Annotated in this window: 2 protein-coding genes; both read right to left on the bottom strand. The window is 73.8% G+C overall.

Annotated features, from left to right (window positions below; translation table 11 throughout):
- Positions 1-38: 38 nt before the first annotated feature.
- A complete protein-coding gene (gene glp, locus VIB55_RS03125; protein ID WP_331875206.1) occupies positions 39-1,334 on the bottom strand; it encodes a gephyrin-like molybdotransferase Glp in 1,296 nt (431 codons plus the stop codon).
- A partial coding sequence (locus VIB55_RS03120) for a hypothetical protein (RefSeq protein WP_331875205.1) occupies positions 1,324-1,524 on the bottom strand: 201 nt, incomplete at its 5' end. The genes glp and VIB55_RS03120, both read right to left, overlap by 11 nt.

Below are 1,524 nucleotides of genomic sequence, written 5' to 3'. Positions count from 1 at the left end.
CTGGATCTTCCGGGCTACGCAACGCCCGCGCCGCCGCCCTACACCGGCGGCTGCTCCACCAGCGGCGCGCCGTTCAGCACCACCACGCGCACCGCGCCGCCGGGCCGCAACTCCGCCCCGGCGGGAACGATGGCCAGTCCGTCCGCGGCCGACATGGAGCTGGCGATCCCCGACCCCTGCGGCCCCGTCAGTTGGGCCAGGAACGACTCGTCCGCCTGGCGGTCCAGCCGCACGCGGGGAAGGTGCATCAGGTCGCCCCGGGCCGAGTAGGGCACGGCCAGGCGCACCGTCATCGACGGAAAGTGGATGCGTGAGTGCCCGCACATCCGCAGCAGCGCGGGGCGCACGAAGAGCGCGAACGTCACCATGGTCGAGACCGGGTTCCCCGGCAGTCCGAACCACGGAATCCCCCCCAGCGCACCCACCCGGCCGAACGCCAGCGCGGAGCCCGGCCGCACGCGTACGCGCCAGAAATCCACCTCCGTGTCCATCGCCTGCAGCGCGCCCGCCACGTGGTCGTGCTCGCCCACGCTGATCCCCGCGGTGGTGATGAGCGCGTCGCAGCCGGCCGCGAGCTTCAGGTGTTCCATCAGGCTTTCGGGCGTGTCGCGGGCGATGCCCAGGACGCGTGCCTCCAGCCCCGCCTCGGCCAGCTGGGCGGAGAGCGCGTAGCTGTTGGTGTCGACGATGCGCCGCCCGGCGCGCACCTGCTCGAACTCCTCCACCGGCACCAACTCGTCGCCCGAGGCCAGGATGGCGACCACGGGCCGGCGCACCACGCGCAGGGAGGCGCATCCGACGGCGGACGCCAAGGCGATCTCCGCCGCACGCAGCACGGTCCCGGCGCGCAGCACCACGTCGCCCTCGTCCACGTCCTCGCCTCGGGAGCGCACGTTCCGCCCCGTGTCGGCATCCAGGTGGATGGTGACGCGGCCTCCCGCCGTCCCGATCTCCATGCCACCATCCGTGTGCTCCAAGCGGATCACCGAATCCGCCCCGTCCGGCACCGGCGCGCCCGTCATGATGCGGATGGCCTCGCCCGGGCCCAGGGGGCGCGACGCGAAGTGGCCGGCGGGCACGTCGTCCACGACGGGGAGGGTGATCGGCGCTTCGGGCGAGGCGCCCAGGACGTCCGCCGCGCGCACCGCGAACCCGTCCATGGCGCTGTTGTCCCAGGGAGGCAGGTCCACCGGCGATACGACGTCCTCCGCCAGCACCGAGCCGAGCGCCTGCATCAGCGGCCGCTCTTCCGCGGCCAGGGGCTGGATGCCGGCCAGGATGGCCTGCAGCGCGTCGCCCGCGCTCAGCCAGTCGGGCGCGCGCTCAGCGGGCATCCGCACCCGCCAGGAAGCGCTCCGTCACCAGGTCCGCCACCCGCCCCACGTGTGCGAGCGGATCGGTCGCGTCCAGCCGGACGACGGGAACGGGGCAGGTGAGATCGGGATCGTCGGTCACGATGGCGGTCAGCAGGGGGTCGGGGGTGGCGAGGTCGTGGATCGGGCGATCGTGGACGGCGCGGCGAAA

Source organism: Longimicrobium sp., from assembly GCF_036554565.1.
Classification (GTDB): Bacteria; Gemmatimonadota; Gemmatimonadetes; order Longimicrobiales; family Longimicrobiaceae; genus Longimicrobium.
Note: the sequence above shows the minus strand (reverse complement) of the source record. Positions and strands in the feature narration are given on the sequence as shown.

Bases quoted from the DNA above. Each gene is read 5' to 3' on its own strand.
- glp (WP_331875206.1), bottom strand. From the start codon at position 1,334: ATGCCCGCTGAGCGCGCGCCCGACTGGCTGAGCGCGGGCGACGCGCTG.